We start from the raw sequence: 20,232 nt of genomic DNA, 5'->3' as shown, positions 1-20,232 counted from the left end.
CGGTAGTGCCCCTCGATGGGCTCCCGCGCTCAGGCCCGCGCGGTGTCGGCACGGAACCGGCGGAGGCCGATCAAGCCGAGTACGACGGTCCAGCCGAGCACCACCAGCAGCGCGTGGGTGTCCAGACCGCTCTGCGTCAGCGCGCTGCGTGAGGTCTGACTGGTCCAGTACGCCGGGGTCAGCTGGGCGATGTGCTTCATCGCCGACGGCATCTGGCTGACCGGCAACCACAGTCCGCCGAAGGCCGCGATCAGCATCGTGCTCAGACCGGTGATCGGCTGCACGCTGTCCGGCTTCGCGACGTACCCGATGACCAGGCCGAGGGCGGCGAACGGCAGGGCGCCGAGCCAGGACACCAGCGCGACCGTGGCCCACTGGTTCATGCTCAGGTGCACGTGGCCGAAGGTCATGCCCGAGATGAAGACGACCAGCAGCGGCGGGATCGCCAGCAGCAGCGACAGGATCACCTTGGTGGCGACGTAAGCCTGCGGCTTCAGCGGGGTGAGCCGGAGCGTCCGGTTCCAGCCGCCGTCGCGCTCGGCCGCGATCACACCACCGCTGCTCATCGCCGCGGACATCGAGCCGAACATCGCCATACTCACCATCACGTAGGCGATCGCGGAGATGCCGGCCTCATTGGCGTCCTTCGGGATCGTCGTACCGAAGATCACGAACAGCACCAGCGGCATCAGGATCGAGAAGATCAGCACCCGCCGGTTCCGCAGCGTGCGGCGGATGTCGAAGATCAGGTAGTCGCGGTTCATGCCAGGCTCTCCCGTTCTTGAAGGTCACTGCCTGCGCTGATCGCGAGGACCGCGTCCTCGAGGTCGGCGGACGTTACTTCGATGTCGTGGGCTGATGTGTTGTCCAGCAGGTAACGCAGGGTGTCGTCCGAGTTCGCGCACTGGAGCAGGACGACCTCGCCGCGGGTCTCGACGTTCCGTACGCCGGGGAGCGACGCCAGCGCCGCCAGGTCGGCACCGGGAACGGTCGCGCGGATGGTCCGGCCGGACACGCTCGCCTTGATCTGCGCAGCGGTGCCGTCGGCAACGACTTTGCCGTTCCGCATCAGCACCACGCGGTCGGCGTACGCGTCGGCCTCTTCCAGGTAGTGGGTCGCGAACAGGACCGTGCGGCCGCGCGCCGTCTCGGCGTGCATCGACGCCCAGAAGTCGCGCCGGGACTCGACGTCCATGCCGGTGGTCGGCTCGTCCAGGACAATCAGGTCGGGCTGCGGGATGATCGCCATCGCGAACCGCACCCGTTGCTTCTGGCCGCCGGACAGGCCCTTGATCTTCCGGTCCGTCAGGTCCGCGATCCCAGCCCGCTCGAGCGCCTCGCTCACGGGCATCGGCTTCTTGTGCAGGCCGGCCACGAGGTTCATCAGTTCGCCGACCTTGGCGTCCTCGATGATCCCGCCGCTCTGCAACATCACCCCGATGGTGCCCTGCGCGATCGCGTCGACCGGCGTCCCGTCGTACACCTGGACGGTGCCCTGGTCCGGCCTGACCAGACCGAGCAGCATCTCGATCGTGGTCGACTTGCCCGCGCCGTTCGGCCCCAGCAACGCCACCACTTCACCGGACCGGATGGTCAGATCCACCCCGGCAACCGCCTGCACCGTCCCATATTTCTTGGTCACACCCCGCAGGCTGACCGCAGTCGTTGTCGTCATACCGAAAGCTTCCCGTCGTACGCCGGCCAGCCCCTGGATCGACCGTCACGACCCACCCATGACATCCGTCAGCCGCCCCTCAGGGTCGCCTCTCAGGGGTGTCACCAGGGAAGTGGGAAAGCAGAAAGAACACCGCTGCGCGGCGGCAGTTCTGTTGGCCGCCTGCGGCGGCGGGGGCGGACTGGTGTCACGGGTGGGTGTGGTTGGCGCCGGGGTGCTGCTATGGGTGCCGCTCGGGGGCTGGGTGGGCTGTGGTGTTGAGGTGGGAGATGGACACCGCTGCGCGGCGGCAGTTCTGTTGGCCGCCTGCGGCGGCGGGCGCGGACTGGTGTCGCGGGTGGCTGTGGTTGGCGCGCGTACTGCTCGTGGGTGCTGGTCGGGCTGTGTGGTTTGAGGTGGCGCGCGGGATGGACGCCGCTGCGAGGCGGCTGTTGTGTTGGCTGCCTGGTGTGGTGCCCACCCGCGCCGCTCTCGCCCGGGCTGCATCGGAGCTGTGGACGACGGCGAGGATCGACTTTGTGCACCAGATCCGTACGTCGAGGCCGTCGTCGTACGGATCTGGTGCACAAAGTGGCCGATCCCGGAGGCGCGTGGCGGCCGGGCAGGGTGGTGTCGGCTGGGATGGAGTCGCGGCGGTCGGTAGGTTCGGCGGTGGCTCGTGGACGTGGGAGCATGTCGTGCCGCCTCGGGGTCTGCGCCGTACCGACGGCGGCATCGTGAAATCCAATCTCGGGTTGTCAGGGGTTTGCCTGTGGCTGTGGATGATGTGCGGGATGCGTATGGTCGATGGGCGGACGAGTACGCCGACCTGTTCGCCTCGACGGAGGCTATGCACGAACTGGACCGCAAGTTGGTGTCCCAGTGGGCCGGTGGGATCACGGGGCGCGTCATCGACGCCGGGTGCGGGCCGGGGCAGTGGACTGATTTTCTGAGCGGGCAGGGCTGTGACGTCGAGGGTGTCGATCTTGTGCCGCGGTTCGTGGACATCGCCCGCTCGCGGTTTCCCGGCGTTTCCTATCGTGTCGGGGAGCTGACGAATCTCGGCGTACCCGATGGTTCGGTGGCGGGGATCCTGTCGTGGTACTCGATCATCCACACCGATCCGGACGACGTGCCCCGCGTCCTCGACGAGTTCGCGCGATGCCTGTGCGACGGTGGCAGTCTGTTGCTCGGGATGGTCGAAGGCGCCCAGGTCGAGCCGTTCGCGCACACCGTGACGACCGCTTACTTCTGGTCGGTCGAGGAGATGTCGCAGCGGCTGGCGGCATCGGGCTTTCAGGTCGAAGCGACGGAAACCCGCGCTGACGGGAAACGACCCCATGCCGCCATCGTCGCGCGGCGTGTACCTGTCTAACGGACCTTCCAAGAGCTGCCGTGGGTCAGGTGGTGGCGGCGCCGAACCACCGGGGGAGATGGGTGACGAGGTCTTGCTGGTCTTCGCCGATCCAGGCGACGTGGCCGTCGGGGCGGAGGAGGACCGCTGAGGGGATGTCGAGTTCCTCGGTGGTGTCGACGATGTGGTCGACCCGGTCTGCCCACCCTTCGACCGAGAGCTTGCCGGCTTGGTCGAGGAGCAGACCTCGGCCGGTGTGCATCTGGCCGTAGAGGTGGCCGCGTTTGAGTTGTACGTCGCGGAGACGGCGACCGAGGAGTTCGTCGCCCTCCCCGAAGTCGTAGCGGATCCCGATCGCGGCGATCCTCTCGACCAGGTAGCGATGGACGTCTTCGAAGTCCATGAGTTGCGTCAACAGCCGGCGTACGGCCTGGGGACCTGGCTCGAGGGCCATCAGTTCCATCTGGGCACGGGTGAGGTCCAGGACGTCGGCGGCGACCGGGTGCCGTTCGGTGTGGTAGCTGTCCAGCAGGCCCTCGGGCGCCCAGCCGTTGATCTCGGCCGCCAGCTTCCAGCCGAGATTGAACGCGTCCTGGACGCCGAGGTTGAGGCCTTGTCCGCCGGCCGGCGGGTGGATGTGGGCCGCGTCGCCGGCCAGCAGTACGCGGCCGGACCGGTAGCGCTCGGCCAGCCGGGTGGCGTCGCCGAAGCGGGAGAGCCAGCGCGGTGAGTGCGCGCCGAAGTCCGTGCCGGCGGTCACTCGCAACTGCTGCTTGACCTCCTCGAAGGTCGGCGGGACCCGCGGGTCCTCGGCCACTCCCTCAGCGGGTACGACGACGCGGTAGAACCCGTCCCCGACGGGTGCGGTGCCGAAACGCAGCTGGGTCTTGCGGATCTCCTCGTTCGCTTCGGCCAGGGTCTCGGGCGACGCGGTCAACTCCATCTCACCCAGCAACGTCTCGACCGTGCTCGGCTCGCCGGGGAAGGCGACGCCGAGCAACTTGCGCACCGTACTGCGGCCGCCGTCGCAGCCGACGAGGTAGCGCGAACGCAGCTGCGTGCCGTCGGCCAGCTCGACGGTGACGCCGTCGTCGTCCTGGCTCAGCCCGACCAGTTCGCTACCGCGCCGGATCTCGGTGCCGACCTCGGCGGCGTGCTTGGCCAGCAGGCGGTCGGTCGTGGTCTGCGGGATGCCGAGGATGTACGCGTGCGCGGTGTCCAGCCGGTCCGGCGGCGGCTTGCGGATGCCGACGAAGGCACCGACCGGGTACTGCTTCCCGAGCTCGAGGAACCGCTCCAGCAATCCGCGCTGGTCCATCACCTCGATGCTGCGCACGTGCAGACCGGTCGAGCGCTCGACCTTGGTCGGCTCCACGTCCTTCTCCACCACAACCACGTGTACGCCGTGCAGCCGCAACTCACTCGCCAGCATCATGCCAGTCGGTCCGCCACCGGCAATGATCACGTCAATCACGAAGAATCCCCGATTCACTAGGTTCGCTTCTTCCGCCAGCAAGTCCTTATTTCCAAGGATTTCTGGCTGTGACTGGTGATTCTCCAGCACAACCCGGGCCTTGCGGCAAGTCCCCCGGTGCGCTATACCTTGGGTATGGCAGGGAGTCCGTGACTCCTTGCTTTTGTCGTTTCTGCCCCGACGACCGAAGGAACTCGTTGCACCGGACCGACGAGCTGGATCGGGCAGTCGACAGCGTGGTGGCGGCGCTCGCGCCCGCGATTGATCGGGACTGGCAGACACCAGCGGGTTCGCTCGAGTGGTCGTGCCGTTTCACCGCCGAGCACGTCGCGCATTGCCAACTGGCCTACGCGATGCAGCTCGCCAGCCGTGCTCCCTCGCACTACGTGCGCTTCTTCTCCCGCGCCATCGAGGACTCCACTACAGCCCAGGTTCTGGAACTCCTCGAGGCGTGCGGTCGCCTCCTGTCGTCCGTCGTACGCGCGGCCAAGCCGACCGACCGCGGTTTCCATCCGTACGGCATGGCCGACGCCGAGGGGACGGCCGGCATGGGCTGCATCGAACTGCTCGTCCACGGCGGCGACATCACGGCCGGTCTCGGCCTACCCTTCGCGCCGCCGTCAGACGTCTGTGCCTGGGTCCTCGCCCGCATGTTCCCGGACCGGCAGGCCGAGTGCGCGTCACTCGGCCCAGCAGCCCCGATCCCTGGGCCACGCTCCAATGGGCAACCGGCCGGCTGTCGCTCCCCGGACTCCCTGACGTCGGCACCAAGTGGCGATGGCACAGCGCACCACCCGCAGACCACTAACCAACCTTCCGATCTCAGCGCACTGCGAGATGCGCGCGCAGGCGACGTACGTAGGGTTGCGCATCCGCCGCGGAGAGGCGTCCGTTCGGTCAGGTGGTGCGGAGGGTGTTGAGGCCTTGCCAGAGGAGGTTTTGGAGGGTGCGGGCCACCTTTTCGGGGGTGGGTGGGGTGGGGGTGCGGCTGCGCCAGATGGCTAGGCGTTCGGTGGCGCCGGAGATGCTTTGGGCAACGATCTCGATCTCCTCGTCGTCGGCGGTGCGGCCGGGTGGGAGGTTCATCCGGACCATCGTGGAGATGAGTTCGATGAAGGCGGCGCGGACCTCGTCGGTCGCGGCGGTGGCGGGGCCGGCCGCCGGGTTGGTGGAAAGCATGCCTTCGTCGATCAGGACCGACCACGCCTGCGGGTGATCGTCGAGGAACTGGAACCAGGCGACGAATCCGGCGTACAGCGCGTCCTCGGGATCGTGGGCCGCCATCACCGCATCGGCAACGGTCTCCAGCAGCTGAGTCCGGAGTCGCGCCAGGCAGGCGAGGAACAGGCCGTCCTTCGAGCCGTAGTACTGGTAGATCAGCGGCTTCGACACCCCGACCTCGGCGGCGACGTCGTCCATCGAGGTGCCCTGATACCCGCGCTCGCCGAAGATCCGCTCCGCCGCCTCGAGGATCTCCCGCTCCCGCGCGGCCCGGTTGCGCCGCCGCTTCACCGGTACGTCGGCCGCCGTCTGGCCCGTGGTCGAGGTCACTTGCGCAGTCTAACTGACTCCGAGTAACTTACTGGGAGTAAGTTGCCGCAAAAGGACCGAGGCTGGAGGGCTGATGGAGACCACGCAACACCGGATCGTGGTGGTCGGGACCGGGTTCGCCGGGATCGGGATGGCAGTCCGGCTCAAGCAGGCCGGGTACGACGACTTCGTCGTACTGGAGCGTGCGGACGACGTCGGCGGGACCTGGCGGGACAACACCTACCCGGGCTGCCGGTGTGACGTGCCGTCGCACCTGTACTCGTTCTCCTTCGCCCCCAACCCGGAGTGGTCCTCGACGTTCTCGCCCCAGCCCGAGATCGAGGACTACCTGCGCAACGTCACCGACCGGTTTGGCATCCGTCCGCATATCCGCTTCGGGCATGCGGTCGAGACCGCGCGCTGGGAGGACGGTCGCTGGCGGATCCAGACGAGTCAAGGTGAGTTCATCGCGGACGTGCTGTTGTCCGGGATGGGTCCGCTCGCGGAACCGTCGTACCCGAAGCTTCCTGGGGTCGAGGCGTTCGAGGGTGAGGTGTTCCACTCGGCGCAGTGGGATCACGACCTGGACCTGAGTGGCCGGAAGGTCGCGGTGATCGGGACTGGCGCGTCGGCGATTCAGTTCGTGCCGGCGATCCAGCCCGAGGTCGAGGAACTGCATCTGTTCCAGCGGACGCCGCCGTGGGTGATGCCGCGGCCGGACCGCAAGATCACCGAGGTGGAGAAGGCGGTGTTCCGTCGTTTCCCGCTGGCGCAGAAGGCCGTCCGGGCGGGGATCTACTGGGGTCGCGAGTCGATGGTGCTCGGGTTCGCCAAGCTGCCGGCGATCATGAAACTGGCGCAGAAGGTGGCCGAGAAGCACCTCGCCCATCAGGTCCGCGACCCGCTGCTGCGGGCCAAGCTGACCCCTGACTTCACCCTGGGCTGCAAGCGCGTGCTGATCTCCGACGACTACTACCCGGCGATCGTGCAGCCGAACGTCGAGGTCGTCACCGACGGGATCGCCGAGGTCACCCCGACCGGGATCATCACCGAGGACGGCGTGAAGCACGAGGTCGACACGATCATCTACGGCACCGGCTTCCGGGTCACCGACCTGCCGGTGATGGACATGGTCCACGGCCGCGACGGCGTCTCGCTGCGCGAAGCCTGGTCCGGCGGCATGGAGGCTCACCTCGGTACGGCGGTCTCCGGCTTCCCGAACTTCTTCCTGCTGATCGGCCCCAACACCGGCCTCGGCCACAGTTCGATGGTGTTCATGATCGAGTCCCAGATCGCCTACATCCTGGATGCGCTGAAGACGATGGACGCCCACGGGCTGCGGCAGGTCGAGGTGCGACCGGAGGTGCAGCGCGCGTTCGTCGACGGCGTCCGTTCGTCGATGCGCAACACGGTCTGGACCCGCGGTGGCTGCACCAGTTGGTACCTCGACGCGCAGGGCCGCAATACGACGCTCTGGCCGTCGTTCACCTTCCGGTTCCGGCAGGTGACCCGGCGCTTCAACCCCGCGGAGTATCAGACCCTCGCTATGTGACATCGTTCGTGTTACATTCGATCGGTCAGATACCTGGCGGATCGGAGGGCGCGGCCGTGGTGGAGTTGTTGCTGCCGCTGCACGGGATCGGCGGTCGTGGCGACCTGCCCGTGCCGCTCTGGCTGGCGATCTACTCCGCCGGCGCTGCGGTCGCCGTCTCGTTCTTCGCCCTCGCCGCGTTCTGGTCGCAGCCGCGCTTCGACGTCGCCGCCGGGCGCTCGCTGATTGTCATCACGGGGATTGTCGACAATCGCACGTTGCGCTGGGTGCTGAAGGTTGCCGGTCTGGCCGCGCTCGTGATGCTTCTCGGCGCCGCATGGTTCGGCAGCAGCTCGCCGGCGCTGAACCCGGCGCCGACCTGGCTCTACGTGTGGATCTGGGTCGGCATCATCCCGCTCTCCCTGCTCTGCGGCCCGATCTGGCGACTGGCCAACCCGTTGCGCACGATCGCCGGCCTGGCCCGGCGGTCGTCGTACCGGACGTTGCCGGAGGGGATCGCGTACTGGCCGGCGGTTGCCGGGCTGGCCGGCTTCCTCTGGCTCGAGCTCGCGTACCCGGACGGCTCCGAGCCGCTCGTCGTCGCGATCTTCGTGACCGGCTACGCGTTGGTGAATGTTGCCGCGGGCATCGTTTATGGCCCGGCGTGGTTCAGGATCGGCGACAGCTTCGAGGTGTACGCCGAAGTGCTCGCGCGACTGAGTCCGTTCGGTCGCGGCGCCGACGGGCGACTGGAACTGCGGAACCCGCTGGCCGGACTGGCCACGATGCCGCAGCAACCGGGGATCGTCGGGCTGCTGTGTTTGTTGCTCGGGTCAACGGCCTTCGACGGGATCTCGCGGTGGTCGGCCTGGACGCGCCTGACTGGCGACCTCGGTCGGACGCAGCACATCGTCGTACACACGCTCGGGCTGATGGTTGCGGTCGCGATCGTCACGGGGTTGTTCGTGTCGGCGGCGCGGACGACGGGATCGGTGCGGGTCCGGTCGGGCGCTGTCGGGGCGGCCGGGTTGCCGGGGGCGTTCGTGCATTCGCTGGTCCCGATCGCGATCGGGTACGCGGTGGCGCATTACTTCTCGTTCGCGATGTTCCAAGGACAGGAGGGTGTGCTGCTCGCCACGGACCCGTTCGGGCGTGGGTGGGATCTGTTCGGTACGAGCGGGACGCGGATCGACTACGCGTTCCTCGGCACGGGGTTGATCGCGGGGGTCCAGATCGGTGCGATCGTGCTCGGACACGTACTTGGGGTCGTGTCCGCGCACGATCGTGCTGCCGAACTGTTCCGGCGCCGGCAGCTGCGGCGGGCGCAGTACCCGATGCTGGCGGCGATGGTCGCGTTCACGGCCGGCGGGATCGCACTGGTGACGGCGTCATGATCGCGCTGCACATGGGTGGTGTTCCGGAGACGGCGATGGTGCTCGGGCCGATCCTGCTGATCGTCGCGTTCATCCGGATCGCCCGCCGCAACGAGGCGAGCCTCCCCGACGACGACCACGACGACTGGGACGCCGACCTCGGCGACCTGCCGTCCGAGGACGAGCCGCGCCCCGAGCTCAGGCGGCCATCGCGTACTGGCTGCTGACGCGGGTGGGGTACTGGGTGGTGGCGAGCCTGGCCAGTTGGGCGCAGCCGGCGGCGATGGCTTCCTGGAGGGTGGGCCACTGGTCGACGCACCAGTACGGGTCGTCGGGCTGGCGGTCGAGGTCGTCGTCGATGTCGGCGCACCAGCCGCCGGTGAACGCGTGGTGGACGTGCAGTCTGAGCTTCATGGTCGTGGGCTTCCGGGGGACAGGCGGACGGGATCAGAACGGCAGCGGGCGGCCGGACGGCGTACGGAGGTCGAGGTCCTTCGTCTGACGGCGGGTGGACGTGGTCGTGGTGCGCGGCCGCCGGCGGATCTGAATCTGACGCATCGTCGTGCTCCTGCCTGCTGCGGGCGGTGGGACTGATCCGCCCTCGAGTTCCTGGTAAGAGAACAGTCCCAAGTAAGGCCCGTCCTGCACATGCGGATCTTTACCTATCTGAGTCCCTAGCTACCCCTGGTGATACGTCCAGGGGTCACTAGGGGACGAGACCGGGCCGGTGGTTTCCGGCGTACGCAGGGCGGGCAGTAGGTGATCGTGACTACGTTCATGGTGCTCGGAGGTGTGCTCATCGCCTTCCTGCTCGCCGTGATGCCGGCCTCGCCGTGCGACCCTGATCGTGGCCGCCGCCGTCCTCAGGGCAGGGCTCACCTCACCAGTGCTCCGCAACCGCCGCAGGACGCCGACCCGCGCGATCGGGTCTAGCCGGTTGAGGGGAGGGCTTTGGGGTCCAGGCCCAGTTCCTCGTAGGCGACCTGTTCGATCTCGCGGGCCATGGCTTCGCGGAACGCGGCGACCAGCGCCTGGCCGGCGAGCGGGATGATGCCTTCCAGGGTGCGCTGGATCTCGGGCCAGCCGTCGGCGGGGAGGCCGGCGTCGGCGAAGTCGCGCCAGACGGTGCTGCGGAACAGTTCGACGTACGTCTTCGCGACCGCGTCGGCCTGGGCGAAGAGCTTGGGCAGCATCTCGAAGATCGCCTGCATCGGGACGCCGAGCTTGATCACCTCGAGGCCGGTGCGGAGCAGGTCCGGGTTCGAGATGCGGAGCCGGCCGTCGTCCTGGCGCTCGGCGATCCCGAGCTCGACGAGCTGGTCGATCACCGCGGGATCGTGCGGTACGCCGGCCCGCTCCGCCAGCTGGAACTCGTCGAGCACCTCGGGCTCGGCCGGGGTCCACGGGTTCACCAGGGTCTCGAAGACGCCCAGCGCCAGCGCCCCGTCGGGCAGCTCGCTCATCATCCGCTCGACCGCGGCCAGCGTGTAGCCCTTGTTGAGCAGCTCGCGGACCAGGGTGAGCCGCGCCACGTGGTCCTGGTCGTAGTACCCGGTCCGGCCGGCCAGGCGGGGCGGCGGAATCAGGCCGCGCCCGGCGTACGCGCGTACGTTCCGCACCGTCATGCCCACCTTGGCGGCGAGCTGGTCGACGGTGAGGTCCTCGTCCGGCTTCTGGTCCACCCTTGACAGTCTTCCAGACTCAACGTTACATAGTCGATGTAACATCGGTGATGAAGGATCTAAGGAGACCGTTCATGGCGATCCCGCTGGCGACCACCGGTACGGCGACGTTCGACCAGATCGTGATCGTCACCGGCGTGGTCTCGTTGATGTACGTCGCACTCGCCGTCCTGCTGTGGCGGGAACGGACCGGGCACGTCACCCTGGTAGGACGGCTTGCGGACACCATCGGGAGACTGGACGGAGTCCCCCGATGGGCCGCGCTGACGCCGTACGTGCACGCCGTGTCGCTGCTCGCCTGCGCGTTCGGGGTCTGGTGGGACATCGCGGTACACATCGACCGCGGCCGTGACACGGGCCCGTTCGGGACGCCGGCGCACTACCCGATCTTCTTCGGCATCCTGGGCGTGATCGTCTCCGGTGTCGTGCCGATCGCTCTGGCCGGCAAGCCGCTGCCGGCCCGCACGATCAAACTAACCAAGGGCTGGCGGATCCCCTGCAGTGCGGCGCTCGTGACGGTGTGCGGGACGTTCGCCCTGGTCGGGTTCCCGCTGGACGACGTGTGGCACCGCCTGTTCGGCGAGGACGTCACGCTGTGGGGCCCGACCCATTTGCTGATGATCGGCGGCGTGGTGTTCTCGATCTTCGCGCGACTGCTGGCGCTGGCCGAGGTGGAGCAGTTGATCGGCCTCAACAAGCGCCGCCTGTTCCAGGAGATCGTGTCGGTCGGTGCGTTGCTGATCGCGTGGGATCTGTTCAGCACCGAGTTCAACTACGGGGTGCCGCAGTTCCCGTTGATCCTGCAGCCGATCCTGATCGTGTTCGGCGCGGCGATGGGGTTCACCATCCTGCGGGCGCGGCGCGGTCCCGGTACGACGTTCGCCGCGCTGGCGGTGTATCTGGTGATCCGCGGCGGCATCGCCTGGGCCGTCGCTCAGCCGCTCGGCCAGATCGTCGGGCACTTCCCGCTGCTGATCGTCGAGGCGATCCTGGTCGAGGTGGTGGCGTTTGCCCTGGGCAACAAGAACCGCTTCCGCCTCGGGCTGGTCGCCGGCATCCTGATCGGCACGGTGGGCGTGGTCGCGGAGTACGCCTGGAGTCACGTCTGGATGCCGATCGCGTGGCCGTCGTCGATGCTCCCGTCAGCCCTCGGGTACGGCGTTGTCGTCGGAGCTGGCGCTGGTCTGACCGGAGCCTGGCTCGCGACCCGGTACGCCGAGGTTGCGGGGGATCACCGTGCGGTCGGGATCCGGCACACCCGGCCGGCCGCGGTCCGTCGTACGCACCAACTAGGGGCCGCCGGGCTGATCGCCGTACTGGCAGCGCTGTTCTTCTGCGTGCCGCGGTCGGCCGCTCCGGGGGTGTCCGGGACGGTGTCGTTGGAGCGGGTGGCCACGGGGGCCGAGCCGACGGCGTACGTCACGGTCGCGCTGCAGCCGGGTGATGCGGCCGATGGTGCACGGTGGTTCTCGGCGATGGCCTGGCAGGGTGGCGGGATGGTCCTGCACCCGATGGTGAAGGTTGCCGATGGCACCTACCGGTCGGCGGACCCGCTGCCGATGTACGGGAAGTGGAAGTCGATGATCCGGCTGCACCAGGGGCAGCGGGACCTGGTGGCGACCTGGGTGTACGCGCCGGCGGACGCGGCGATCGAGAAGCCCGCGGTGCAGGTGTCGAACGGGCAGCCGGTCGAGTTCATCAACGAGCAACAGGTGCTGCGGCGCGAGGAGCGGACCGACGTGCCACGATGGATGTGGAACGGCGGCTACGCCCTGCTGGGTGTGGTCGGGCTGCTCGAGCTCGCCGGGATCGCCTGGCTGGTCGGACGGGGAGCCCGTGGCGGGCGGTTGCGTGCGGCTCATCTGGCCGCCGACGAGCGGGAACGGGAGAGTGCGTGACGATCGAGTTGGAGCGGTCGGGCGTGACGACGCCGGACGGCGTACGGCTGAACATCGAGACGACCGGGCCTGTGGACGCGCCGGTGACGGTGCTGCTGGTGCACGGGTGGACGTGTTCGACGCGGTCGTGGCACAACCAGGTCGAGGACCTGCCGCGGATCCTCGGACCGGACGCCGTACGCGTCGTCAGCTACGACCACCGCGGCCACGGGCGGTCGGACGCGGCGCCGCCGGGCTCGATGCGGATCGAGCAGTTGGCCGACGACCTGGTGACGGTGCTCGACACCGTGGTCGGCGACGGCCCGGTCGTGTACGCCGGCCACTCGATGGGTGGCATGACCCTGATGGCCCTTGCCGACGCCCACCCCGACCTCTTCGGCTCCCGAATCCGGGCCGCTGCCCTGGTCAGCACATCGTCCGGTCACATCGCGGAGGGAGCCTTCGGCATCCCCAGACGTCTCGACCCCGCAACCGCGGTGGTCGCTCCCCGCGCGATGAACCTGGTCAGCGCCCGGATCGAACGCCGCGCACTCCGCGGAGCCGCCAAGCGTGCCGCTCGCCAGGCCTTGGCATCGCGTGCGCTGGCGGCCCGGCTGCAGCGGCCCGCGCTGCAGCAGTTGGTGTTCGGCAAGAAGGTCGACCCGGCCGAGGTGGATCTGTTCCTGGCGGACCTGGCCGCGGTGCCGGGGCCGTCGTACGGCGGGTTCTTCGAGGCGATCCTGCAGCACGAGCGGTCGCACGCCTTGAAGGTGCTCGACCAGGTGCCGGTCGAGATCATGCACGGGACCCGCGACCGGCTCCTCCCGCCCCGGCACGCCAACCGGATGGCCGCGGAGCTCCCGACCGCACGCCTGTGGATGTACCCCGGCGCCGGGCACATGCTCATGCAGGAACGCCCCCGTGACGTAACCCACCGCCTGGCCTCCCTGGCGCGCAAGGCGTCGGCCTGAGAGTCGCGTCACGGCTGCTCCGCGCGTCCTCGCCTAGGGTGGCGGCGTGCAGAACCTCCTCTCCGATGTCGTCGTCGTCGACCTGACCAGAGCCTTGGCCGGGCCGCACGCGGCGATGATGCTCGGCGACCTCGGCGCGCGGGTGATCAAGGTCGAGGTACCCGAGCGCGGGGACGACAGCCGGGGCTGGGGACCGCCGTTCGTCGAAGGGGAGTCGACGTACTACCTGTCCGCGAACCGGAACAAGGAGTCGGTGACCGCCGACCTCAAATCGGATCAGGGCAAGGACTTCCTGACCAAGCTGGTCCGCAAGGCCGACGTGCTGATCGAGAACTTCCGGCCGGGCGTGCTCGATCGGCTCGGGTTCTCCACGGGGCAGCTGCACGAGCTCAACCCAGGCCTGGTGATCCTCTCGATCACCGGTTTCGGACACGACGGTCCGGACGGCGGGCGGGCCGGATACGACCAGATCGCGCAGGGCGAAGGCGGTCTGATGAGCATCACCGGCGCGGTCGAGCCGACGAAGGTCGGCGTACCGATCGCGGACCTGCTGGCCGGCATGTACGGCGCCTATGGTGCGCTGGCGGCGTTGCACGAGCGATCGATCACCGGCAAGGGCCGGGTGGTGCGGACCAGCCTGCTCGCGTCGACGATCGGCGTGCACGCGTTCCACGGGACGAAGTGGACGGTGGCGCACGAGTTGCCCGAGCGGGTCGGCAATCACCATGCCCAGATCGCGCCGTACGGGATGTATCGCACCGCCGACGACAGCATCCAGGTCGCGGTCGGCAGCGAGGGGCAGTGGCGGACCTTCGCGCCGATCGTCGGGCTCGATCCGGAGGACGAGCGGTTCGCGGTCAACGCGCAGCGGGTGGCGCATCGCGACCAGCTGACGGCTGCGATCGAGGCGGCCTTCGCGGCCGAGTCGGCGGACGTGTGGCTGGAACGCCTTGCGGACAAGGGGATTCCGGCCGGCAAGGTCCGCGACTTCCAGCAGGTCTACAAGTGGGAGCAGACGCTGTCCCAGGGCCTGCTGATCGACGTCGACCACCCGACGCTCGGCCGCATCCAGCTCCCCGGTCCACCGCTGCGCTTCGACGACCAGCCGTACGCCGGCGCCCGCGAGACCAACCTCCCACCGCCACGACTCGGCGAGCACAACGAGTCGGTCAGAGCCTGGCTGGACGCGGAGTAGCCACAGCACCCTTTCGACGGTGATGAGCTTGCTCGTTCACTGAGCCGCGACTTTATGTACGTAACCTCCAGGGCTTACCAGTGACATGAGAGGATCACCCGCGTGACTGCTTTGCCGAGTGTTTCGTACTCCATCACCGTTCGCCTCGAGGTGCCCGCGGGTGGCTCGACGGTGAGCAAGCTGACGACCGCGGTCGAGCAGGCCGGCGGTCTGGTCACCGCGCTCGACGTGACCGCGTCCGGCCACGAGCGGCTGCGGATCGACGTCACCTGCGCCGCTGCCGACACCGAGCACGCCGGCCGGCTGGTCGAGGCGATGCGCGCCGTACCGGGCGTCGAGATCGCCCGGGTCTCGGACCGGACGTTCCTGATGCACCTCGGCGGCAAGATCTCGATGGAGGCCAAGCACCCGATCCGCAACCGCGACGACCTCTCGATGATCTACACGCCGGGAGTGGCGCGGGTCTGCCTGGCGATCGCGGCCAACCCCGAGGACGCGCGCCGGCTGACGATCAAGCGCAACAGTGTCGCGGTGGTCACCGACGGTTCCGCCGTACTGGGGCTGGGCAACATCGGCCCGAAGGCCGCGCTGCCGGTGATGGAGGGCAAGGCGGCGCTCTTCAAGCGGTTCGCCGGGATCGACGCGTGGCCGCTGTGCCTGGACACCCAGGACACCGAGGCGATCATCCAGGTGGTCAAGGCGATCGCACCCGGGTTCGCCGGGATCAACCTGGAGGACATCTCCGCGCCGCGCTGCTTCGAGATCGAGGCCCGGCTGCGCGAGGAACTGGACATCCCGGTCTTCCACGACGACCAGCACGGTACGGCGGTCGTGGTGCTGGCGGCGCTCTTCAACGCGCTGCGAGTGGTCGGCAAGGACATCAGTGAGGTCCGCGTGGTGCTGTCCGGCGCGGGTGCGGCCGGCACCGCGATCCTGAAGCTGCTGATCGAGGCCGGCCTGCAGGACGCGATCGTCGCCGACATCGCCGGAGTCATCCACACCGAACGCGACGGGCTGTCGCCGGAGCTGCGCTGGATCGCGGAGAACACCAACGCGGCGAAGTACAGCGGTGACCTGAAGGGTGCGCTGAGCGGGGCGGACGTGTTCATCGGCGTCTCCGCGCCGAACATCCTGAACGGCGCCGACATCGCCACCATGAACAAGGACGCGATCGTCTTCGCGCTGGCCAACCCGGACCCGGAGGTCGACCCGGCCGCCGCGCACGAGCACGCGGCCGTGGTGGCGACCGGGCGCAGCGACTTCCCGAACCAGATCAACAACGTGCTGGTCTTCCCGGGCGTCTTCCGCGGTCTGCTCGACGCGCAGTCGTCGAAGGTGTCGATCCAGATGGAGCTGGCCGCCGCGAAGGCGCTGGCCGGTGTCGTCACCGACGACGAGCTGAACGCCGACTACATCGTGCCCAGCGTGTTCCACCCGGAGGTGCACACGATGGTCGCGCACGCCGTCCGCGACGCGGCCGGCGGCAAGGCCCCGGCGGCCGAGAGCTTCCCGGACGACTCTCCGGCGCTGTGAGTACGGTGGTTGGGTGACATCTACTCTGACGGGGGCGACGGCCGGGTCGCGAGTGACGGTGTGGGCGTGGCGGATCGGCTTCGTCGCCGCCTGCGCGCTGCAGTTGTACGGCGTCTACGCGCCGCGGGAGGCCGGTCCGCACGTCGGGATCCCGCAGGTGGACAAGATCGCGCACTTCTTCCTGTTCGCGTCCGTCGCATTCCTCGGGCTGAAGGTCAGAGTGCCGGCCCGCTGGTTGCTGGCGGCACTGGTCGCGAACGCGATCGTCAGCGAGATCGTGCAGCACTACCTGCTGCCGCAACGCGACGGCGATCCGTTCGACGCGATGGCGGATCTCGCCGGTGTTGCTTTCGGTGCCTGGCTGGCCTTCCGAGTGTTCCGTCGTACGACATGATGGAGTTATGACGGCCACGACCCTGACCGGTTCGCTGCTCGTGGCGACCCCGTTGCTCGACGAGCCGCCCTTCCGCCGGTCGGTGATCCTGCTGCTGGATCACGACGACGACGGCGCGCTGGGGGTGGTGGTGAACCGCGCGGCCGACCTGGCCGTGGACCGGGTGCTCCCGGACTGGTCCACCACGGTGAACGAGCCGGGCGTGCTGTTCATGGGCGGTCCGGTCGGCACCGACAGCGCGCTGGCCGTCGCGGAGGTGATCGAGTCCGCGGATCCGCCCGGCTGGCGGGAGTGCTTCGGGCGGATCGGGCTGATCGACCTCGACGTACCGCCGGCACTGCTCGAGGGCGCGATCCAGCGCATGCGGATCTTCGCCGGGTACGCCGGCTGGTCCAGCGGGCAGCTCGAGGGCGAGATCACCGAGGGCGCCTGGTACGTCGTCGAGTCCGAGCCCGACGACGTGTTCAGCCTGCACCCGGACACCCTGTGGCGCCGGGTGCTCCGCCGCCAGAACGATCAGATGGCGTATCTGGCGACGTACCCGGACGATCCGACCCTGAACTGACGTCCGGGCCTACTCCTCGCCGCCGTCGTCCCCGGGGTTGAGCGAGTCCCAGATCTCCTTGCACTCCGGGCAGACCGGGAAGCGCTGCGGGTCTCGGCTCGGCACCCACACCTTGCCGCACAGCGCGACCACCGGCGTCCCCATCACCATCGCCTCGGTCAGCTTGTCCTTCGGCACGTAGTGCGAGAACCGCTCGTGATCGCCGGGCTCTTCCAGCGACGGCTGGGTCCGCTCGTCGACGACCGTCTCGGCGCCAGGGGTCAGCTGAGTACTCATGCCCCAAAGTGTAGAACGCAACTCCAGCGAACCCGGGAACTTTCTCCACAGACCGCCCGTACCCGACACGCCGGTCGAGGTTTGCCGGCGAAGTCAGGTAACGTTCCTGCACGGCCGACAGTCGACTAACGGGGGAGTATGCCGTCCGTGGATTCGAGCGTGCCTGCTGGACCAGCCGTGCTTCCGCCGGCGTATCCCGACCGCGCCGCCTGGGGGACCGCGAGCAAGCTGCGGGCCTGGCAGGCGGAGGCGCTCAAGCTTTATCTCGACCAGCAGCCGCGGGACTTTCTCGCCGTGGCGACCCCGGGAGCCGGTAAGACCACGTTCGCGTTGACCGTGGCCGCCGAGTTGCTGCACCGGCGGCAGATCGAGCGGGTCACGGTGGTGACGCCGACCGAGCACCTGAAGGTCCAGTGGGCCGAGGCGGCCGACCGGGCCGGGATCGCGATCGACCCGGCGTTCGCGGGCCGGCGCGGCAAGACCAACAAGGACTTCCAGGGCGTCGCGGTGACGTACGCCGGGATCGCGGTGAACCCGCTGGCCTTCCGGGTCCGGACCGAGCGGTTCAAGACGCTGGTGATCCTGGACGAGGTGCACCACGGCGGCGACGCGCTCAGCTGGGGTGACGGTGTCCGGGAGGCGTTCGAGCCCGCGGCCCGCCGGTTGTGTCTGACCGGAACGCCGTTCCGCAGCGACGACAACCCGATCCCGTTCGTCACCTACGAGCACGGGCCGGACGGCGTCGCGCGGAGCAAGGCGGACTACACCTACGGGTACGGTCACGCTCTGCGCGATCACGTCGTACGCCCGGTGATCTTCATGTCGTATTCCGGTGAGATGCGGTGGCGAACCAAGGCCGGGGACGAGGTCGCGGCCCGGTTGGGTGAACCGTTGACGAAGGACCTGACAGCGCAGGCCCTGCGTACGGCGCTGGACCCGGCAGGCGAGTGGATGCCGGCGGTGCTGGCGGCCGCGGACAAGCGGCTGACCGAGGTCCGGCGGCACATGCCGGACGCGGGCGCGCTGGTGATCTCGGGTGATCAGAACACGGCCCGCGCGTACGCGAAGACGCTGCGGGAGCTGACCGGCGAGGCGCCGACCGTGGTGCTGTCCGACGAGAAGGCGGCGAGCAAGAAGATCGCGAAGTTCTCCGAGGGGGACTCGCGGTGGATGGTCGCGGTCCGGATGGTCAGCGAGGGTGTGGACGTGCCACGGCTCGCGGTCGGGGTGTACGCGACGCCGACGTCGACGCCGCTGTTCTTCGCCCAGGCGGTCGGGCGGTTCGTGCGGGCCCGGAAGCGGGGTGAGACGGCGTCGGTGTTCGTGCCGTCGGTGACCCGGCTGCTCGGGTTCGCGGCCGACATGGAGGCCGAGCGGGACCACGTGCTCGGGCGGAAGAACAGCAACGAGGACGGCGACATCTTCGCCCTCGAGGACGACCTGCTCGCCAAGGCGAACCAGACCGAGGCGGCCAGCGACGAACTGGACGCGAAGTTCGAGGCGCTCGGGTCGGACGCGAGCTTCGACCGGGTCGTGTTCGACGGTGGTGACTACGGAACCGGTGGCGACCAGGCCTCCGACGAGGAGCTCGACTTCCTCGGCCTGCCCGGGCTGCTGGAGCCGGATCAGGTGCGGGAGTTGCTGCGCGAGCGGCAGGCGAAGTCGCTGGCGGCGCAGAAGCGGACCCGGCGCGGGGCGGCCGCGGAGCGCGAGGACCCCACGCCGACCGAGCTCGCCACCCACGAGCAGATCGCCCTCCTGCGCCGCGAGCTGAATGGCCTGGTCGCCGCCTGGCACCACCGCACCGGCCAGCCGCACGGCGTCATCCACAACGACCTCCGCCGCAAACTAGGCGGCCCCGCCGCCGCCCACGCCTCCTCAACCCAGCTCAAGGAACGCATCGAGCTGATCCGCGACTGGGCGACGCAACGCCGCGCCTGACCCGCGCCTTCAGCCTCGGGTCAGTTCCTGGGTGCCGATCACCTCGAGGAGCCGGAGCGCCTGGTCGGAGGGGGAGCCGGGGTCGGCGGTGTACAGCACGACGCGCTGATCGCGCTCCGGGATGACCAGGACCTCGCAGATCACGTCGATCCGGCCGACCTCCGGGTGGAAGATCGTCTGGCACAGCGTCTGCTGCCGGCGCACCTCGTGCCGCGCCCAGATCGCCGCGAACTCCGCGCTGCCGTCGAGCAGATCGGTCACCAGCCGGGCGATGGCCGGGTCGTCCGGGTAGGTGCTGGTCGCGGCCCGGAGGTCGGCGGCCGCGTCCCGCGCGAACTCCCGGGTCGCGTCCTCGCCGAAAAGCCGGGTTTGCCGGTCGGTCAGGAACCGCAGGCGCAGCAGGTTCCGATCCCGCGGCGGCAGGGCGGAGAAGTCCGTGATCAACGCCGCCGCCAGTGGGTTCCACGCGAGGACGTCGTACTTCGCGTCCAGCACCAGCCCTGGTACGTCGAGCCGCGCCAGCATCCGCAGTACGCCGGTCCGCACGTCGGCCGGTGGACCCGGAGGCGGACCGGGTTGCTCGCCGCCGAGCCGGAACAGGTGATCGCGTTCGTCGTCGGAGAGCCGCAGGGCGCGGGCCAGCCCGGTCAGCACCGCGCGGGACGGGCGTGGACCGCGGCCCTGCTCGAGCCGGGTGTAGTAGTCGGTCGACATGGTGGCGAGGCTCGCGACCTCCTCCCGCCGCAGCCCCGGTGTCCGTCGCCGCAGACCCGCCGGCAGACCGACATCGGCCGGCCGCAACGCCTCCCGCCGGAGGCGCAGGAACTCCGCGAGCTGTCCCCGATCCATGGACCCCAGGATCGCAGCCGTCGCCAACCGCAA

Annotated in this window: 21 protein-coding genes; 13 read left to right on the top strand and 8 right to left on the bottom strand. The window is 69.1% G+C overall.

The features are described from left to right. Positions 1-29: 29 nt before the first annotated feature. Both OG876_RS04295 and OG876_RS04290 read right to left on the bottom strand, forming a co-directional pair. The gene (locus OG876_RS04295; RefSeq protein WP_328523430.1) at positions 30-764 is read right to left on the bottom strand and encodes an ABC transporter permease; all 735 of its coding nucleotides are present in this window, start codon (positions 762-764) and stop codon (positions 30-32) included. Beyond that, positions 761-1,675 (bottom strand): ABC transporter ATP-binding protein, encoded by a 915-nt coding sequence (locus OG876_RS04290; protein WP_328523429.1) that lies wholly within the window; start codon positions 1,673-1,675, stop codon positions 761-763. Before OG876_RS04290 ends, OG876_RS04295 begins: the two co-directional genes overlap by 4 nt. A gap of 757 nt (positions 1,676-2,432) precedes the next feature. On the opposite strand from OG876_RS04290, the gene OG876_RS04285 reads away from it, so the two are divergent. Continuing rightward, the gene (locus OG876_RS04285) at positions 2,433-3,029 is read left to right on the top strand and encodes a class I SAM-dependent DNA methyltransferase (protein ID WP_328523428.1); all 597 of its coding nucleotides are present in this window, start codon (positions 2,433-2,435) and stop codon (positions 3,027-3,029) included. 25 nt (positions 3,030-3,054) lie between these two features. Here OG876_RS04285 and rox read toward each other — a convergent pair whose 3' ends face one another. Then, positions 3,055-4,482 carry a rifampin monooxygenase gene (gene rox, locus OG876_RS04280; protein ID WP_328523427.1) on the bottom strand — a complete coding sequence of 476 codons (1,428 nt, stop codon included), beginning with the start codon at positions 4,480-4,482 and terminating at the stop codon, positions 3,055-3,057. A 197-nt stretch (positions 4,483-4,679) separates the two neighbouring features. Here rox and OG876_RS04275 point away from each other — a divergent pair, with 197 nt between their 5' ends. Then, on the top strand, positions 4,680-5,402 hold the full coding sequence (locus tag OG876_RS04275) for a DinB family protein (RefSeq protein WP_328523426.1): 723 nt from the start codon (positions 4,680-4,682) through the stop codon (positions 5,400-5,402). On the opposite strand, the gene OG876_RS04270 is transcribed toward OG876_RS04275, so the two are convergent. Continuing rightward, positions 5,380-6,033: a TetR/AcrR family transcriptional regulator gene (locus tag OG876_RS04270; protein WP_328523425.1), complete on the bottom strand. Its 654-nt coding sequence runs from the start codon at positions 6,031-6,033 to the stop codon at positions 5,380-5,382. The genes OG876_RS04275 and OG876_RS04270 overlap by 23 nt on opposite strands. A gap of 73 nt (positions 6,034-6,106) precedes the next feature. Between OG876_RS04270 and OG876_RS04265 the strand changes: the two genes are divergently transcribed. The 3 genes from OG876_RS04265 to OG876_RS04255 are packed head-to-tail and all read left to right on the top strand — an operon-like array spanning position 6,107 to position 9,143. Beyond that, positions 6,107-7,564 (top strand): flavin-containing monooxygenase, encoded by a 1,458-nt coding sequence (locus OG876_RS04265; protein WP_328523424.1) that lies wholly within the window; start codon positions 6,107-6,109, stop codon positions 7,562-7,564. After that, on the top strand, positions 7,561-8,937 hold the full coding sequence (locus OG876_RS04260) for a hypothetical protein (RefSeq protein WP_328523423.1): 1,377 nt from the start codon (positions 7,561-7,563) through the stop codon (positions 8,935-8,937). The genes OG876_RS04265 and OG876_RS04260 overlap by 4 nt, the downstream gene beginning before the upstream one ends. Further along, a complete protein-coding gene (locus OG876_RS04255; protein ID WP_328523422.1) occupies positions 8,934-9,143 on the top strand; it encodes a hypothetical protein in 210 nt (69 codons plus the stop codon). The genes OG876_RS04260 and OG876_RS04255 overlap by 4 nt, the downstream gene beginning before the upstream one ends. Here the strand turns inward: OG876_RS04255 and OG876_RS04250 are convergent. Further along, entirely contained in the window at positions 9,115-9,330 is a 216-nt protein-coding gene (locus OG876_RS04250) for a hypothetical protein (RefSeq protein WP_328523421.1), read from the bottom strand. The two genes, OG876_RS04255 and OG876_RS04250, sit on opposite strands and share 29 nt — an antisense overlap. Before the next feature lie 351 nt (positions 9,331-9,681). On the opposite strand from OG876_RS04250, the gene OG876_RS04245 reads away from it, so the two are divergent. Beyond that, the gene (locus tag OG876_RS04245; RefSeq protein ID WP_328523420.1) at positions 9,682-9,849 is read left to right on the top strand and encodes a hypothetical protein; all 168 of its coding nucleotides are present in this window, start codon (positions 9,682-9,684) and stop codon (positions 9,847-9,849) included. On the opposite strand, the gene OG876_RS04240 is transcribed toward OG876_RS04245, so the two are convergent. After that, positions 9,846-10,598: a MerR family transcriptional regulator gene (locus OG876_RS04240; protein WP_328523419.1), complete on the bottom strand. Its 753-nt coding sequence runs from the start codon at positions 10,596-10,598 to the stop codon at positions 9,846-9,848. The two genes, OG876_RS04245 and OG876_RS04240, sit on opposite strands and share 4 nt — an antisense overlap. A 74-nt stretch (positions 10,599-10,672) precedes the next feature. Here OG876_RS04240 and OG876_RS04235 point away from each other — a divergent pair, with 74 nt between their 5' ends. The 6 genes from OG876_RS04235 to OG876_RS04210 all read left to right on the top strand — a co-directional run bounded on the left by OG876_RS04235 (position 10,673) and on the right by OG876_RS04210 (position 17,133). Beyond that, on the top strand, positions 10,673-12,496 hold the full coding sequence (locus OG876_RS04235) for a hypothetical protein (RefSeq protein ID WP_328523418.1): 1,824 nt from the start codon (positions 10,673-10,675) through the stop codon (positions 12,494-12,496). Continuing rightward, positions 12,493-13,446, top strand: coding sequence for an alpha/beta fold hydrolase (locus tag OG876_RS04230; RefSeq protein WP_328523417.1), 954 nt, complete (start codon positions 12,493-12,495; stop codon positions 13,444-13,446). Before OG876_RS04235 ends, OG876_RS04230 begins: the two co-directional genes overlap by 4 nt. 46 nt (positions 13,447-13,492) lie before the next feature. Beyond that, on the top strand, positions 13,493-14,641 hold the full coding sequence (locus tag OG876_RS04225) for a CaiB/BaiF CoA transferase family protein (RefSeq protein ID WP_328523416.1): 1,149 nt from the start codon (positions 13,493-13,495) through the stop codon (positions 14,639-14,641). Between the two features lie 102 nt (positions 14,642-14,743). After that, positions 14,744-16,174: an NAD-dependent malic enzyme gene (locus OG876_RS04220; RefSeq protein ID WP_328523415.1), complete on the top strand. Its 1,431-nt coding sequence runs from the start codon at positions 14,744-14,746 to the stop codon at positions 16,172-16,174. 13 nt (positions 16,175-16,187) lie between these two features. Further along, positions 16,188-16,568, top strand: a complete 381-nt coding sequence (locus tag OG876_RS04215) for a VanZ family protein (protein ID WP_328523414.1) — start codon at positions 16,188-16,190, stop codon at positions 16,566-16,568. 7 nt (positions 16,569-16,575) lie between these two features. Further along, positions 16,576-17,133 (top strand): YqgE/AlgH family protein, encoded by a 558-nt coding sequence (locus tag OG876_RS04210; protein WP_328523413.1) that lies wholly within the window; start codon positions 16,576-16,578, stop codon positions 17,131-17,133. Positions 17,134-17,142: 9 nt separating this feature from the next. Here the strand turns inward: OG876_RS04210 and OG876_RS04205 are convergent, their stop codons facing one another. Beyond that, positions 17,143-17,409: a DUF3039 domain-containing protein gene (locus OG876_RS04205; RefSeq protein WP_328523412.1), complete on the bottom strand. Its 267-nt coding sequence runs from the start codon at positions 17,407-17,409 to the stop codon at positions 17,143-17,145. A 138-nt stretch (positions 17,410-17,547) separates the two neighbouring features. On the opposite strand from OG876_RS04205, the gene OG876_RS04200 reads away from it, so the two are divergent. Continuing rightward, positions 17,548-19,350, top strand: a complete 1,803-nt coding sequence (locus OG876_RS04200; RefSeq protein WP_328523411.1) for a DEAD/DEAH box helicase — start codon at positions 17,548-17,550, stop codon at positions 19,348-19,350. A 9-nt stretch (positions 19,351-19,359) separates the two neighbouring features. Here OG876_RS04200 and OG876_RS04195 read toward each other — a convergent pair whose 3' ends face one another. After that, the gene (locus OG876_RS04195; protein ID WP_328523410.1) at positions 19,360-20,199 is read right to left on the bottom strand and encodes a helix-turn-helix transcriptional regulator; all 840 of its coding nucleotides are present in this window, start codon (positions 20,197-20,199) and stop codon (positions 19,360-19,362) included. Positions 20,200-20,232: the final 33 nt, after the last annotated feature.

This window comes from Kribbella sp. NBC_00359 (assembly GCF_036097425.1).
GTDB lineage: Bacteria > Actinomycetota > Actinomycetes > Propionibacteriales > Kribbellaceae > Kribbella.
Note: the sequence above shows the minus strand (reverse complement) of the source record. Positions and strands in the feature narration are given on the sequence as shown.

Coding starts and splice junctions, on each gene's coding strand:
- OG876_RS04255 (WP_328523422.1), top strand. CDS start 8,934: ATGATCGCGCTGCACATGGGTGGTGTTCCGGAGACGGCGATGGTGCTC.
- OG876_RS04295 (WP_328523430.1), bottom strand. CDS start 764: ATGAACCGCGACTACCTGATCTTCGACATCCGCCGCACGCTGCGGAAC.
- OG876_RS04195 (WP_328523410.1), bottom strand. CDS start 20,199: ATGGATCGGGGACAGCTCGCGGAGTTCCTGCGCCTCCGGCGGGAGGCG.
- OG876_RS04200 (WP_328523411.1), top strand. CDS start 17,548: ATGCCGTCCGTGGATTCGAGCGTGCCTGCTGGACCAGCCGTGCTTCCG.
- OG876_RS04205 (WP_328523412.1), bottom strand. CDS start 17,409: ATGAGTACTCAGCTGACCCCTGGCGCCGAGACGGTCGTCGACGAGCGG.
- OG876_RS04210 (WP_328523413.1), top strand. CDS start 16,576: ATGACGGCCACGACCCTGACCGGTTCGCTGCTCGTGGCGACCCCGTTG.
- OG876_RS04290 (WP_328523429.1), bottom strand. CDS start 1,675: ATGACGACAACGACTGCGGTCAGCCTGCGGGGTGTGACCAAGAAATAT.
- OG876_RS04250 (WP_328523421.1), bottom strand. CDS start 9,330: ATGAAGCTCAGACTGCACGTCCACCACGCGTTCACCGGCGGCTGGTGC.
- OG876_RS04265 (WP_328523424.1), top strand. CDS start 6,107: ATGGAGACCACGCAACACCGGATCGTGGTGGTCGGGACCGGGTTCGCC.
- OG876_RS04235 (WP_328523418.1), top strand. CDS start 10,673: ATGGCGATCCCGCTGGCGACCACCGGTACGGCGACGTTCGACCAGATC.